The organism is Lactiplantibacillus herbarum (assembly GCF_001039045.1).
In the GTDB taxonomy this organism is placed as follows: Bacteria; Bacillota; Bacilli; order Lactobacillales; family Lactobacillaceae; genus Lactiplantibacillus; species Lactiplantibacillus herbarum.
The window spans coordinates 136,919-151,636 of sequence record NZ_LFEE01000012.1 but is presented as its reverse complement, the minus strand read 5'-3'; the positions used below and the strand labels follow the sequence as shown (position 1 = coordinate 151,636).

General features: G+C 32.6%; 14 protein-coding genes. All 14 read right to left on the bottom strand.

Features of this window, described 5'->3' with window-relative positions:
• Positions 1–404 (bottom strand): D-ribitol-5-phosphate cytidylyltransferase (locus ACG95_RS14715; protein WP_237756444.1); only part of this gene is annotated, 404 nt, incomplete at its 3' end.
• Between the two features lie 369 nt (positions 405–773).
• A complete protein-coding gene (rfbD, locus tag ACG95_RS04090; RefSeq protein ID WP_047999278.1) occupies positions 774–1,619 on the bottom strand; it encodes a dTDP-4-dehydrorhamnose reductase in 846 nt (281 codons plus the stop codon).
• A 61-nt stretch (positions 1,620–1,680) separates the two neighbouring features.
• The gene (gene rfbB / locus ACG95_RS04085; protein ID WP_047999277.1) at positions 1,681–2,709 is read right to left on the bottom strand and encodes a dTDP-glucose 4,6-dehydratase; all 1,029 of its coding nucleotides are present in this window, start codon (positions 2,707–2,709) and stop codon (positions 1,681–1,683) included.
• Between the two features lie 9 nt (positions 2,710–2,718).
• Positions 2,719–3,300 (bottom strand): dTDP-4-dehydrorhamnose 3,5-epimerase, encoded by a 582-nt coding sequence (gene rfbC, locus ACG95_RS04080; protein ID WP_047999276.1) that lies wholly within the window; start codon positions 3,298–3,300, stop codon positions 2,719–2,721.
• 3 nt (positions 3,301–3,303) lie between these two features.
• Entirely contained in the window at positions 3,304–4,173 is an 870-nt protein-coding gene (rfbA, locus tag ACG95_RS04075) for a glucose-1-phosphate thymidylyltransferase RfbA (protein WP_047999275.1), read from the bottom strand.
• Positions 4,174–4,374: 201 nt separating this feature from the next.
• Positions 4,375–5,829, bottom strand: coding sequence for a flippase (locus ACG95_RS04070; protein WP_047999274.1), 1,455 nt, complete (start codon positions 5,827–5,829; stop codon positions 4,375–4,377).
• Complete coding sequence (locus tag ACG95_RS04065) at positions 5,830–7,776, bottom strand: HAD-IA family hydrolase (protein ID WP_047999273.1); 1,947 nt, start codon at positions 7,774–7,776, stop codon at positions 5,830–5,832.
• Entirely contained in the window at positions 7,773–9,101 is a 1,329-nt protein-coding gene (locus tag ACG95_RS04060; protein ID WP_047999272.1) for an O-antigen polymerase, read from the bottom strand. Before ACG95_RS04060 ends, ACG95_RS04065 begins: the two co-directional genes overlap by 4 nt.
• A gap of 20 nt (positions 9,102–9,121) precedes the next feature.
• Positions 9,122–10,111 (bottom strand): glycosyltransferase, encoded by a 990-nt coding sequence (locus ACG95_RS04055; RefSeq protein WP_053072664.1) that lies wholly within the window; start codon positions 10,109–10,111, stop codon positions 9,122–9,124.
• A gap of 48 nt (positions 10,112–10,159) precedes the next feature.
• The gene (locus ACG95_RS04050; RefSeq protein WP_047999271.1) at positions 10,160–11,017 is read right to left on the bottom strand and encodes a LicD family protein; all 858 of its coding nucleotides are present in this window, start codon (positions 11,015–11,017) and stop codon (positions 10,160–10,162) included.
• Positions 11,018–11,029: 12 nt separating this feature from the next.
• Positions 11,030–12,202, bottom strand: coding sequence for a beta 1-4 rhamnosyltransferase Cps2T (gene cps2T / locus ACG95_RS04045; RefSeq protein WP_047999270.1), 1,173 nt, complete (start codon positions 12,200–12,202; stop codon positions 11,030–11,032).
• Positions 12,203–12,294: 92 nt separating this feature from the next.
• Positions 12,295–13,443 carry a hypothetical protein gene (locus tag ACG95_RS04040; RefSeq protein ID WP_047999269.1) on the bottom strand — a complete coding sequence of 383 codons (1,149 nt, stop codon included), beginning with the start codon at positions 13,441–13,443 and terminating at the stop codon, positions 12,295–12,297.
• 2 nt (positions 13,444–13,445) lie between these two features.
• Positions 13,446–14,045, bottom strand: a complete 600-nt coding sequence (locus ACG95_RS04035; RefSeq protein ID WP_047999268.1) for an AAA family ATPase — start codon at positions 14,043–14,045, stop codon at positions 13,446–13,448.
• Positions 14,046–14,711, bottom strand: coding sequence for a YveK family protein (locus ACG95_RS04030; protein ID WP_047999267.1), 666 nt, complete (start codon positions 14,709–14,711; stop codon positions 14,046–14,048).
• Positions 14,712–14,718: the final 7 nt, after the last annotated feature.

Here is a 14,718-nt window from a genome sequence, read left to right as displayed (position 1 = left end):
TCAACCGCTGCATGTTGTAAAACAGCTTCAATATTGTCGTTAATGATACGTTGAGTGATAAATGGCCGTACAGCATCATGTGTGATAACCACGTCATCATCATGGCTGCCATAGTTCTCTTGAATGTAGGCGATACCCTTCATCAACGTTTCGTTACGTTCGGAACCACCAGTGACCACGTGAACTCGTTCGTCAGAAATATATTTCTTAACGAGGTTTTGAGTATGGCTCAACCAGTCAGCAGGACAGACAACTAAGATAGCATCGAAGCGACTTTCTAACGCAAATTTTTCAATTGTGTGAATTAGAATTGGCTTATCTGCCAATGATAAGAATTGTTTTGGCATTGGGACGTTCCCCATACGGGTTCCCTTGCCACCGGCTAAAATCTGAGCATAAATCATATCAACATTACTCCATTCATGGATCGAATTATTAAAATGAAAACTAGATATTAATTATATAAAACTGAAAATTCAGATTACACATCAAACTTATAAATATTTTAATCCTTAGATTTAATTGTTATTAAGACATAAATAGTAGCATTGTTCTACTACCAAAATAGTTATTCCTAAATAGTAAAATCGAATCTTTTTTACTCTCAGTTCCTAATACAACTAAACATTGCCTACCGCTTTATACTTGTTTAATGAGTTGAAACAAATACAACCAGACAATATATCCTTAAAAGAATACTTTTACTGAGGTAATATCATTATTTCCACTACGTTACTTCTATGCACATTATATAATTCAAGCCAATTCGCTATCTATTTTTTTATTTGCTTTTTAAATATACTTAACGCTTCCTGCCACGTTAAAATTTTATATCCCGTGGACTTAGACTTATCGATATTCATCACTGAATGACGTGGTCGATATGCCTTCTGTGGGAATTGTTTCGATGTAACAGGCACTACTTCAACATTCGTATCCTTTAATATTTCTTGAGCAAAATCAAACCACGTAGCTACATTATCATTACTTAAATGATATGTTCCTAAATTAGCTTTGGTTTGAATCAAATGAACCATAAATTCAGCTAAAGTCCGTGTCCAGGTTGGTCGCCCAAGTTGATCGTTAACCACCGTTAATTTATCATGCGTTTTTGCTAAGTTTTGCATTGTGAATACAAAGTTATGACCAAATTCACCGAAAACCCAGCTTGTTCGTATAATGTAGTACTCGGCACCACTATGGCGAACAGCTTCCTCACCAGCCCATTTAGCACGACCATATTCATTTTTAGGGTTGGCAGGATCATCTTCTAAATATTCATTCATATTAGTTCCATCAAAAATATAATCAGTCGAAATATAAACTAACTTAACACCTTGTTCAGTTGCAACTTGCGCTAAATTCTTAGTACCATCAACATTAACACGCCAATTAAGTGCCTTGCCTTCATCTTCAGCCTTATCAACTGCCGTATATGCAGCGCAATCATAAATAACTTCTGGTTTTAGTTCGGCTACCTTAGCTTGTACCCTATCAAGATCCGTAATATCTAAATCTGTCGCTGTCAGTGCATCAAACTCAAGACCTAATTCATTTAAATACTTCTGTAACTCTTGACCTAGCTGACCGCTAGCACCCACAATCATTACTTTTGCCATTTCATTTTCTCCTAAAAAATAAGCGAACTGTCCCTCGACACTTCGCTTATTAAATAATTAATTATTGACCATTCTTAGCATAGTTAGATTCGACCTTAGTCTTATCTTCTTGCCACCAGTCTTGGTGATTGGTATACCACTTGATGGTTGCTGCCAATCCTGAACGGAAATCAGTATATTCTGGTTTCCAACCTAATTCTGTACGCAATTTGGTTGAATCAATTGCATACCGTAAATCATGGCCTGGACGATCCTTAACGACATCATAGGCATCTTTTGGTTGATCCATCAATTCTAAGATCATTTCAAGAACATCTTTGTTGTTCATTTCACCGTCGGCACCGATTAAGTAAGTTTCGCCAATCTTACCCTTAGTGAGAATATCCCAAACAGCTGCAGAATGATCGTTAGTGTGAATCCAGTCCCGAACATTTTGACCACTTCCATACAACTTAGGACGAATACCACTTAAGATATTTGTGATCTGTCGTGGAATAAACTTCTCAATGTATTGATATGGCCCGTAGTTGTTAGAACAGTTTGAGATTGTCGCTTGTAACCCAAATGAACGTACCCATGCGCGTACTAATAGGTCACTACTTGCCTTAGACGATGAATAAGGACTTGATGGTTTATAACGACTTTCTGGCGTGAATTTTTCACCCTCACCTTCACCATGACCGGGTAAATCTTCACGTAAAGGCAAATCACCGTATACCTCATCCGTTGAAACATGATGGAAACGCTTATTGTATTTATGTGCAGCTTGAATCAATGTATAAGTCCCAATGATGTTAGTTTCAATAAAAGGCCATGGATCTTTCAATGAGTTATCATTGTGGCTTTCAGCAGCATAGTGCACGACTGCATCTGTTTGTTGGATTAATTCGTCAACTAGGGGGGCATCACAAATATCACCCACGACCAATTTGACACGATCACCCATAATCTCAGTTAAGTTAGCTTCATTACCCGCATAAGTTAACTTATCTAACACTGTAATCTTAACTTCAGGATGGTTATTATAAACATAATGAACGAAGTTAGAACCAATAAAGCCAGCTCCACCCGTAACTAGTAGATTTTTCATAACGTCTCCTTAAATTTCGCCGTAAACGAAGGGATTGTTTTGTTCAAACTCTTTAAACGTCTGTTGTTTAGCATCCTTATCAGATGTAATTGCTTGGTCAAAATCAATTGGCCAATTAATATTCAAATCTTTATCCATAAAGGTGATACCACCATCAGCTTCAGCATCATAGTAATTATCACATTTGTACAAGAAATTAACATTGTCAGTTAATGTAACGAACCCATGGGCAAAGCCACGTGGTACTAACAACTGACGATGGTTACTTTCCGAGATAATGTAGCCTTCCCATTCGCCATAGGTTGGTGATCCAGCTCGAACATCAACAATAACATCCAAAACAGCACCAGTTACCACCCGAATCAATTTAGTTTGAGCAGCTTTTCCTCGTTGGAAATGTAGGCCTCGTAAGACGCCTGCCTCTGCAGAAAGTGATTGGTTGTCTTGAATAAAATCAAAATTGATTCCAGCATTTTTAAAATCTTGATCAGAGTAAGTTTCCGTAAAGAATCCTCGCTTATCACCAAATACAGCCGGTTCAATAATCTTAACGTCTTGTAACTTGGTTGTTGTTATTTTAAGTTTACCCACAATTTACGCCCTCTCAATTAATCTTAATAAGTATTGTCCATAGTCGTTTTTCTTCAATGGTTGAGCCAATTCATAGACCTTATCAGCATCAATGTACCCCATTCGATATGCGACTTCTTCTAGACAAGCAACCTTCAAATTTTGTCGCTTTTGTACAGTCGCAATAAAGCTACTAGCCTCTTGTAAAGAATCATGTGTCCCAGTATCTAGCCAAGCGAAACCGCGACCCATTAATTCAACGTCCAATTGGTTACGTTCTAAGTACACTTTGTTGATATCAGTAATTTCAAGTTCTCCTCGTGGCGAGGGTTCAATATTATTAGCAATATCAACAACCTGATTATCGTAAAAATACATTCCTGTTACAGCATAATTGCTAGCAGGATGCTCAGGCTTTTCAACAATTGATTTAGCATGCATGTTTTCATCAAAATCCACAACCCCAAACCGCTCTGGATCATTCACATGATAGCCAAAGACAGTTGCCCCTACTGGCTTAGCACTCGCATGCTGTAACATTTCTGAAAGTCCGCCACCATAATAGATGTTGTCCCCCAAAATTAAACAAACTGAATCATCCCCAATGAAATCAGCACCGATAATAAACGCCTGTGCTAGTCCGTTGGGTTCCTCTTGAACAGCATATGATAAATTTAACCCTAAATCATGCCCATCACCTAATAATTCTTTAAAGCGCGGGGTATCTTGTGGTGTGGAAATCACTAAGATATCTTGGATTCCTGCTAACATTAGTGTTGATAACGGATAATAAATCATCGGTTTATCGTAAATCGGAATTAATTGCTTTGAAATTGCACGTGTTATGGGATATAGACGAGTTCCAGAGCCTCCTGCCAAAACTATTCCTTTCAAAATGAAAAACCACCTATCTTTTAGTATGATGACCCTTTTACTAGAATACCACAGTTTTAATACTTGTTTTACACAGTATATATCCAAGTATCATTTAGTACTTTAATTTAAATAATTACAACAAAAATAATCAACTAACTTATCGTTTAAATAACTCAAAGACGTTGATTAAATTTTGCCTATTAAATATTAATATCTAATTTAGAGAACCTTTAAATATCTTCTGAATTCCCTAAGTATACTGCTAAAAAAGTTATTTTTACTTATAATTAACACTACAAGATAGATACTAGCAAAAACTATGCTCAATATTATTATTCCAACCACAGGACTAAAGTCAAACAATGCTTTAATTACTATTATTGCTACACTGGCAATAACTGTTGCACCAATAAATTGTAGAAAAGATTTCAATTTAAAATTATTTTTGATTATTTTCCTGCAAAACATCGCTTGAATTGCCATTTGTAAGAACTCCGCAAGTAATGTATCAACAGCTGCTCCGTTAGCTCCATATTTAGGCAGGACAAAGATATTCAATATTAAGTTTAAAACTGCCCCCGTAGATACCGCATATAAAAATGCTTTATCTCGACCTAATGGAATTAACACTTGATTTCCAGTAATATTAGAAAAACCAGATACAATCAAAATTGGCATTAAGATTACCATACACAAAGTAGCTTGTTTGTAATCTCTTCCACCAATAACAAGCACAGTTTCTTTAGCCATAATAATAAAGAAAAATGTCAATGGGATGGAAATAAACAAAATCATTTCCATTGACTGCTTAATTATTTTATTAAAAGATCCAAGATTTCCATCTTCTACATGTTTTGATAACCTTGGCAATAACACTGCACTTAACGCATTAATTAACATCAATAATAACCACTTGATTTTTACTGCAACGGTATAGAGTCCAACTGCCCTATTCCCACTAAAGAACCCCAACATAATTGTATCTAAATTCGTATATACACTTACTGCCAATATCGAGCTAAATAACAACAAGGTCGGTTTAACGTGTCTAATCATATTAATGCTTTTAACATCAATTCGATATTCTATAAACTTTCTTGAATAAATGAAATTAAAAACATATGATCCTACCGTAGAAAACATCGTTATCAACGCATAAGCAACATAATCATCCTTAGTTTTTACAAAAATAAAAACCAATATCAATGAAATAAGCTTAAATATAATTGACCTTCTTGTAATATAATCATATTGCTCCAGACCGGAATAAAACCAGTTCATCCCAATAACACTCAACAAAATCGTTACACATGTTATGGTGAACAATGCAAGTTCAGTACGAAATTCTTTAACAAAAAAAGCCGATATAATAAGCACACCAAGAACGACAACTGAGCCAATAAAATTAATAACTAATAGTTCAACCGTCAATTCCGACAATTTTTTTCTGTTTTCTCTTACCTTTGCCACCGCACGAATTCCATAAGTTGATAAGCCTAAGCCAGCAATAGTCGTTCCATACGTAGCTATTGACGTAAAAAAATTGACTTTACCATTGCCCGTCGCCATTAAAACACGTGACACATACGGAAATGTTATTAATGGAAATATAATATTTGAAAGTGTGTATATTACATTGAACAACGCATTATATTTAACTGAATGTATCTTCATTTACACAATCCTGCCTTTTTTCACCTCTAACCCTAACAACTTATACACATATACTAAGTGACAGTAGCACGCAGACAGCCAATCAAATAAATGAGTCTTAAATAACTTTTGCGGTAATTTATAAGTATAGTCAACAAAAAGGAATTGTCTTTTTTCAAGCCTCTTTCTTCTCACAGCCTGCCGATCTTTTTTCAAAGATCCCGATAGATCCCCAAAATTTTCTTTGGCCTTAACTCTCTGACTATATTCAACTTCCCATATTTTAGGGTATTGAATACAATCCTGCTTTAAAGTGAGTTTAGCAACAATAAATTCAAGCTCTTTATCACTATAAATACTACAGTTAAATATAGACAACAATTCATCAAAACCTTTAATGAATTGATTCTGATATGGCTTTGTATAATTATATAAAGCCAGCTCATCATTATTATTATAGATAACTGGTTCAACCTTTGCGGTATTATCTAATTTATAACCATCGACAGGACCATGATCCGCAACAAAAATACGTTCGTAAATCATATAGTCCTTACTAAATACTTCATAAAAATTTGATTTTAGCAATTTTTTTTCAAAAAGAAGTCCATATTTATTTTTTTCATTATGATTTTTTTCAATATTCAACCCCAAGTAATAACCTACAATATCCATATCCTTCATTATCGTATCAAGATTATCTTGCATTGTTCCTTTCCAGCCAATATCAGCTATCACAAACTGGTTATCATTTAAGTTACATAATGATAAAATATATTTCTGTAATAACTTTTTCTGCACGGTACGTTTTAAATCATAAAGTTTTTTAAACTCAGAAACGTCAAATAACTCATTTAAACAAGAATCCTCTGCCATTGGTTTCACTATCGATTTCTCATTTAGCTTACTCTCAGAATATAACATTTCTTTTTCAGTTTCTGTGAAAGACAAACTCGATAAAAAATCACCAAGATATAATTGTTGATATTGCTGAAAGACACTCTCAAATTTCTCACTTTTCAATTCTTTAAGTGATGCACTGAGAGTAGCTTTTCTAGAAGTATAAAAATAATGCGTTTTAATTTTTCTACCTACATGATTTTTTTCTTGATATGCTTCAAATAAAGTGCGCATAAGTTGACCTTCACGAGAACAGAAAGATATTTCATGTATTTCCGCTTTTACTAAATTTTTATATAATTTTTCTATAAAAAGGTAGACAGCCGGTAAATAGCCATTAAACGGAGCTTTAACTTCATCAATAAATGAAACCTTTTCTAAAGCAAGCTTTATTGATTTGCTATCAGCATTTTTTACATGTTTTTCATTGAATACAAGCGGTATACATTTAATTCCCAATGCGCCTGGAACCTTATAATCAGAAATTCGATTATCACCAATCATCATTAACTCGGATGGATCAATTGAATTTATGCTAATTACTTTTTTAAATAAATTTCCTGTCGACTTTCTTACTCCAATTTCTGAAGAAACATAGACTTGAGAAAAATAATGATCCACTTTAAATTTTTTTAACGCCGCCCACATTAATGTACTGTCAAAATAGAAATCAGAAATTACAATGATTTTTTTATTTTTTTTGACAGCTTCTTCTAAAATATATTTAACATCCCCATTAAAATACAGGCTTTCCAATTCAATATCCATTTCTAATGATTTACACAAAACTTGAAAGTTTTCCAAGTCAATTGGGAGTTCAACTTCAGCACTTATTTTTTCAAACAATAAGCTAATTAAATCTCTATAGCTTGATTCTTCTATATTCTTTTTTAACAACTGTTCCGCTTGTTTCCGCACAGTATAAACGGTTTTGGCATCTATCACATAATCAAGGCTGCAAGAGATTTCCTTTGACCATTTATACAAATTAACCTCAGGATGACAATATCGATGAACTAATGTATCAAAAAAATCAAACGCAACTATTTTAATATTTTTATTTATCAACACTTTCTCTCCTCTCTCTTTATTAAATCACAGAAAAAGTACCCCAGTAGCATCCAGCAAAATACTCGCTGAAAAAACGTAACTGTGAAGGCTTGATAAAACTTATTCGAAAAGAAAGTGAATGCCGTTGAAAACAAAAGATAACCATAAACCAATTTCATCCACTCTATTTTAAAAACAGAAGTATTCCTATTTAATCCATAAGTTTTTTCATATAGCATTCCCATTACGACTGCCATCAAAATAATACAAACAATCGCTCCAAAATACCCAAAGTCAACAATATAATCTTTATATGCCGTATACACATTTCCCAAATTGTGTCCATTAGAATATAAAAAATCTGTATTAATTGTAGCTTTAGGAATATTCAAGCCTAAAAATTTCCCAATCCATTGCCACTGCATAGTTAATGTATTATAACCCCAAACAGGATTAGTTGTTCCCATAGAAGATTGTAAAAAAGTATCTAGATTTTTTATCGGTGCACCTAGATAGACAGAGATATATTCAAATAAACCTAAAGAATGGTCTCTTCCTAGTAATGCTGCAAAGTATTTAAAAGATAATAGAATAACAAGTAAGGCTGACATGGGAATCAATAATACTTTTTTCATATTAACCTTTTTTGTGCCGTCTCTATGTAACATTACATAAACTACTAATAAACTCATAATAGCTTGTACTGCAACACCACGTGATCCTGTAAAAAAACTACCAACTAAACTAGCTACTAAATTTAAGACCACAAAGAAATCTACTTTTTTAAAAAAGTAAAAGTTATATATTATTACATATCCCCAAACAAAACAACTCGCGCTAGACAAAACATATGCATACGTAACTAGCTTTGGAAAAGCAAGTGATAGTGTCGTAAACTTGATCAAATGTTGATACATTGAAATTGCTGAAGACAAAGATCCATTTGTTCCATAAGGTGCAGTAAGTCGCTTAACAGAATGGATCACTAATAAAATCACAATTATTTGAAAAATTAAAAATAAAACACTTTTCCATTTTTTTATTTGAATTTCAGGAGTAAATTTTGTCTCTGCATTCACTGCCATGTTATCATCTTTTAAACCACTATATAAAATATGAATTACTATGGACGTAAATGAAAATGCAATAGCGCCAATTATTACTACTAACATTGTTTGGTAAGTGATTGTCGTCTTCCAGATACTAAGATTCAATAACATATCAAGAAAACTAATAATAAATGTTAAAATAAATATAAATGCCGGTGCAACTACATCATTCTTAAAAACATAACTATTCATAAGCAATAATATTAAAAGGATGATAATCGTTATTATTTTCATATATGTCCATGCTTTCCTTTTTATAAATACTTTTTATACTGACCACTTAGTATGATTATCAAGTGACTAATTGTTTTCACACTTTTTCCCCAAGATACGCGGTTTTTAAGTAAGAACCAGAATAATTTCACTCCACCTTCATTAATTCCAGCTTGTACATTATTTAGTGTTTCTCGTTGCTCATCAGTATTGTTATCTATTAATGCTATTAGATAAAGGGACTGCCGATATGTTAATGCGTGATCCTTAGCTAATTCTTGTATTCCGAACACTCGCGTAAGTATCCGTCCCAGTCCCAACGAATAACTTTGTTTAGCTGTAACATTACTTGCATACCGTCTGTACTCCATTAACGAAACAGGCATATAACTGACATCCCCATAAAGTGCAGCTAACTTAGCCAACATATTGTCATGCGAAAAGCTTTTACTTCTTGGGTCACTAATATCTAAATCAGGTATCCTATTCAAAAGAGACTTATTAAACAATGTATTACATCCATAAACCTTATGTGCAAAAAAAGTAGTTATTTTATTTTTATATTCAATTCCAGATTTACTATTCAAACTAGCGTAAATTTGTTTTCCCTGTGCATCAATAATAGTCATATCACCATATATCAATACTGGAATCTGTGTCGATTGATATTTTTTATTGTAAAATTCAAGCATTTTCTCTATTTTATTGTTATTCCAGACATCATCATGATCGGACAACATGTAAAAATCCGCTTCTAAATTTCGCTTTGCATTTTGCAATAATATATGAAAATTAATAAATGGCCCATGATTTTTTGAGTCATTTATCATTAAGCTAATTCTTGAGTCTTGTTTACAATAATCACGAATTATTGCCTGTGTATTGTCAGTTGACATATCATCTTGAATAACTAAACTCCAATTTTTATAAGTTTGTCCTCTAATACTGTCAATTTGTTTACAAATAAATTCCTCTGAGTTATATGTCGCCATCATGATTAAAACACAAGGCATTGTATCACTTGTTTTCATATTTACCTATCCTCAAAAACATTCTATATATTGCCAACAATATCTCAATTAATACTTTAATTCTAAGAATAAGTGGTGCTCTTCTTCACTTCTTGGGGGGATAACCATATAATCACCGTATAATCGGGTAAGGTATACGGTGTAATTAGCTGGGATTTTAAAATGAGTATCCTCAAATTTATGATCTATTGACACACACATATCTTGCCTTCTAAAGAGTTCGCCATCAAAATGTCGACGACCAGTAGGCAAACTTATTCTTGAACTCTCTGAATTCCTACACATTTTAAAAAAGAAGTATGCACAATTAATCAATAATCGGGTTGGGAAAATTCCAACAATACTACCAAATGTTTTTTTCAGAAATTTATGGTTTACTTGCCTATGCTCCAAGCGTTCCAGCTCTGCCGGAACATTCCTATTATGAAATGCCCTATTTCCAGATACCATCATTAAAAAGAAAATAGCACCAAATTTTTGTATATTAAACAAAAAATTTCCATCATAGACATTTTCCATTATGTATATATCAATAGAAATTCCACAATTTTCATTTTCCATATCATATCGCCGGCGAGCAATAGTGCCTTTTTTTCTAATCTGCGTAATTAATAATCCCAGTTTTGGATCTCTTTGTGGAGTCTGAACATAATATTCGCTTGAATATTCCTTTATAAACATGCTGACAAATTTATCATAATCTTTTCTCGGCATATTGATATCAATATCGTCATCCCAAGGAATAAAACCATTGTGCCGAACTGCCCCTAATACACTACCACCACTCAGAGTATATACAATGTCATTTTTCTCGCAAAATCGTGCAACATCTTTTGCAATTTTTAACACTTCATGTTGATACTTCTTTAGTTCATTCCCACTAATTTCAACTATTTTTGAATTCATTATTAAAACATCCTACTCTTCAATGAAAGTCTTTTCGTATTTTAAAACTACACTGTCCCACGTATAATATTTCAGTATACGATCATTAGACGCTTTTTCCATTGATAAAAAGTATTCATTATCCCTATTTTCGACACTTTTTATCAATTTTGAAAGCTTTCCAGAATCTTTTGTCCAATATTCTGCCCCATTGCCACCAACTTCTTTGTTAAATCCCACATCCAATAATAAATTCAATTTTGTACTGCCTAAAGCTTCCAACAATGAAGGATTTGTTCCACCTACCTCATGACCATGGATATAGGCAAAAGCATTTTCCCTAATAACTTTTAGCAATTCTGCATCATATACTGTACCCACAAACTTGATTCTCTTATCAGATTCAAAATTTGTTGATTTTTGTAATTTTTCATAGAAGTCATTATGCTCAACATTAGAAATAATGACTAGATCTTTCGAAGTTGGAGTTTTCATAAACTCTTTAATCATAGTTTCGTAATTATTTTCCGGAACAAACCTACCTACAATCAAAAAGTAATTATTGAATACTATTCCATGCGAATCTCTCCAACTTTTCACTTTATCGCTATCTTTTGATAAATTAGATTTTTTTATGTCAGATCCATACGAAATAAAAACTGTTTCTGGTTGATACTTCCGATAATCATTTTCGATATATTTTTGAATGTTCTGGCTATCACAGATAAGTAAATCAGCATACTTTACCATTAATCGCTCAGAAAATTTCCAATATTTCCTAACCATTGGACTCCACTTGGCACGCAACCATTCATGACCATCAGGATTAACTATCAGCTGTCCATCATAATTCATTAACTTTTTTTTGAATTGATGAATAAATGGCCCCATTCTACATGCAAGCACATAAACAATTGGTCTCTTTATTTTCTTTTCTTCAATAAGCTTTAATGCTGATTTGAAAGCATTTATATCATATAAGATTGCACTTGCCGCACCAACATTTGGCACTGTTACATTAAAACAAGTTGCACCATTGTACTCATATACATCAGCTTTATTTTCAGATAAGTTACGCCTACATGCAACATAATAATGAACGTCTTTACTTTTTTTTCGCTCTGTTAATTGTTCTACAAAAGACTCAAATCCACCATACTGAGCAGGTATGCCTTTTGCACCAATAATAAATACTTCTCTATTCATAAACTCCCTACTTCCTCCAACAAATTATCCTGTTATGCACACCATACAATCTTTGTTAAAAATAATTATATCCGAACGTTTATATATATTCGCTATTTTATATCTAGAATATGTGTGAATCTTCTTGCTAAATCATTTGCTGACATATCTTTATTAGGAAAATTTTCAACTACCAAAATTACTCTTTGAACCTTATGTTCTTCTCGAACTGTTAAATATTGACCATCAATATTTGATGAATATTGAAAACCTTTAGAACTATATGTCACCTTTTTCATTCTTTGCACCATTCTCAAAAAAAGCGAATTATATTTATTCATATAATCAGAGTCTTTAAATACTTTATCTGTAATAAGTACTAAATCAGCTAACGACATCCTGACATTCGAATTCCCCAAAACTGGACTCTTTGCAACATACTTATTCTTTTGGATAAGTATGTTTTTTTTCTTTAAATATTTATACCCTATAACATCGTTAGCCTGGTTTACTTCAGGTTTAATAATTCTTGTGTCTGATAATCCCCAGTCTTTCACAATAAGATCATTAAATGAATCTTCATAATTTTTATGAGTAATAGACGTAATCAAAGCAAGTTTAAGCAGTTCATCCGCCGACACTTGTTGTTTTGTGGTATCACCTACACGTAAATATTTCAAAACAAAGCTCTTACTTGTAGTATTACCAAACTTGCTAATATTTTTCTTGTTAATAACTAAATTTGATCCATTTAAAAGAAACGATCTTACACTAATCGTCTCACTAGATTTCAATTCAGGCAAATACGAATCTAGCCGATTATTTAATTTGATTTTTCCACTTTTAATTAATGAAAAAACCATTATATCATCAAGAAATTGCTGGAAATCACCAACGGAAACCGTACTATTAACCTTGAATTTGCTACGTGTACCCGCATTGGCATATCCATTTTGACCCGAAAAAATAATTCTATTTTTGGCAATTCCTAAATATGCACCATAAAACTGTGCCTCCGTCATTTCGGAATTATTCTTTTTCCATTGCACTAACTGTTTCTTTGAATTCAGTTCCAATGTATTAAGCGCTGTACTTTCAAAAAAAATTTTTTGCAATCCAACAGGAGCAGTTGTCTTGTTTTCTGTAATTTCTGACCCGTTTGGTTTCACTTTGCTTAATTCAAAAAAAGTTAAACTCAAAAATAATGTTATTAGAACAGCCACACAGCTATAAAAAAATATCTTTTTTGTGGCAACACTCATTTTCATTGCCCCTTAGCATTTATATAGCCTAACAGATTGATTTCATTGTTGCGCAAATTATTAATAAACTTGAACATCTGTCGCTTTTTTACTGTGTTTTTTTCAATGCTTACAATAACTCCATCACTTAATTTCATAACCCGTTCTACATCTGTATACGAATTATCTGTCATAATCGGTGTATTAATTAATATTTTATTGTAATTCTTTTTTAAGCTGTTTAATAAACTATCAAATCGAGGATCTCCAATTAAATATTTTGTATCCGAACTAGCCTTTTCACCAGAATTTAATACCGAAATATCTTGATTAGCCACTTTTTTTATTATTTGATCCCTCGAAATTTTCCAATTGTTTAGATAGTCTGATAAGCCATATGTCACTTTCAGTTTAAAAGCATCCACAAAAACATTCTTTGAGAAATCCGTGTCAATTATCAACACACTTTCTCCAGATAAAGCATACATTATAGCCAAATTAGCAATAATTGTCTGCTTAGAAATCGAATTATTATATGTAACAAATGTAAATACTCGATTTTGCTCATTGCTTTCCGTAATTTCCATATTTAATCTACGAATAACTTCTTTTATATTGTTCATTTACTCACCAGCATTTTCAATTTCAATTGTTCCAAAATTTGTTTTACCAAAAACATCAGAGACAAACTCCTCGTCTTTGATGTTTCCAAATGTCAAATCAGCTAACATTTTAAAAATAAAAATAATAATAAAAGCAATAATAAATCCATACTCAAACCGTTTTACTATACCAGAAAATGGTTTTTTTACAGTTACTTTGTTAGACTTGGAAACCAAAGAAATATTGGCGCCTGACAGGTATTTACCAATATTTGCTATCAATTGCGTTTCACCTTGTTGTGCTAGAAATTTAGCATAAGCTACATTATCACTTGTTACTACTAAATTAAAGAATGGCGTATTACTAGATTCTGAACCATTGGATACAACATCGACAGTATACTCAATTTTTTTCGATTCATTTTTCCATTTACTTTTATTGACCTGTTCAGTAAGGATTTGTTTGAATCTTCTAGACTGGACAAACTCGCTATACGAACTCACTAAACTATAATTATTATCATTCTGTACCATTTCACTTGAAACGCTATACTGATTTTTACTTCCAATTGAGCTAATATAAGCACATGCAGCGCCGGCAAGTATGCTAATTGCCAGTACAATCCAAATATTTTTTTTAATTATTCTGACAAATAGTTTCCTACTAATCTTTATTCCAAAATACATATTTTGC

Coding starts and splice junctions, on each gene's coding strand:
- rfbD (WP_047999278.1), bottom strand. CDS start 1,619: ATGGCAAAAGTAATGATTGTGGGTGCTAGCGGTCAGCTAGGTCAAGAG.
- rfbB (WP_047999277.1), bottom strand. CDS start 2,709: ATGAAAAATCTACTAGTTACGGGTGGAGCTGGCTTTATTGGTTCTAAC.
- ACG95_RS04070 (WP_047999274.1), bottom strand. CDS start 5,829: ATGAAGATACATTCAGTTAAATATAATGCGTTGTTCAATGTAATATAC.
- ACG95_RS04060 (WP_047999272.1), bottom strand. CDS start 9,101: ATGAAAATAATAACGATTATCATCCTTTTAATATTATTGCTTATGAAT.
- ACG95_RS04055 (WP_053072664.1), bottom strand. CDS start 10,111: ATGAAAACAAGTGATACAATGCCTTGTGTTTTAATCATGATGGCGACA.
- ACG95_RS04050 (WP_047999271.1), bottom strand. CDS start 11,017: ATGAATTCAAAAATAGTTGAAATTAGTGGGAATGAACTAAAGAAGTAT.
- cps2T (WP_047999270.1), bottom strand. CDS start 12,202: ATGAATAGAGAAGTATTTATTATTGGTGCAAAAGGCATACCTGCTCAG.
- ACG95_RS04040 (WP_047999269.1), bottom strand. CDS start 13,443: ATGAGTGTTGCCACAAAAAAGATATTTTTTTATAGCTGTGTGGCTGTT.
- ACG95_RS04035 (WP_047999268.1), bottom strand. CDS start 14,045: ATGAACAATATAAAAGAAGTTATTCGTAGATTAAATATGGAAATTACG.
- ACG95_RS04030 (WP_047999267.1), bottom strand. CDS start 14,711: ATGTATTTTGGAATAAAGATTAGTAGGAAACTATTTGTCAGAATAATT.